The sequence below is a fragment of the Bacillus sp. GbtcB10 genome (genome assembly GCF_019091365.1).
In the GTDB taxonomy this organism is placed as follows: Bacteria; Bacillota; Bacilli; order Bacillales; family Bacillaceae; genus Bacillus; species Bacillus altitudinis.
Genome location: NZ_JAGXJP010000448.1, coordinates 1 through 231, shown reverse-complemented (window position 1 = coordinate 231; position 231 = coordinate 1). Strand labels below are relative to the sequence as shown.

The following is a 231-nucleotide window of genomic DNA, read 5'->3' as shown; positions in this document are numbered from 1 at the left end:
GATTAGTGAATTTGGAAGAAATTGACCAAGATATAATACCAAGAGAAAAAATTTATCATCAATATGAAGAAAAATTATCTGAGATCCCAGGAATTAATGTTGTAGCAATTGATGATAATGACCATCACAACTATTCATACTTTCCAATAATTTTAGAAAATCAAGAGATGAGACATTATGTAAATGAAGAATTGTAAGCATATAATTAGTTTACCAGGAAATATTTCTATC

1 protein-coding gene is annotated in these 231 nt (G+C 26.8%); it reads left to right on the top strand.

The window, feature by feature from the left end; translation table 11 throughout:
• On the top strand, positions 1–197 hold a 197-nt coding region (locus KVT11_RS20790; RefSeq protein WP_217609235.1), incomplete at its 5' end, for a DegT/DnrJ/EryC1/StrS family aminotransferase.
• Between the last annotated feature and the right edge of the window lie 34 nt (positions 198–231).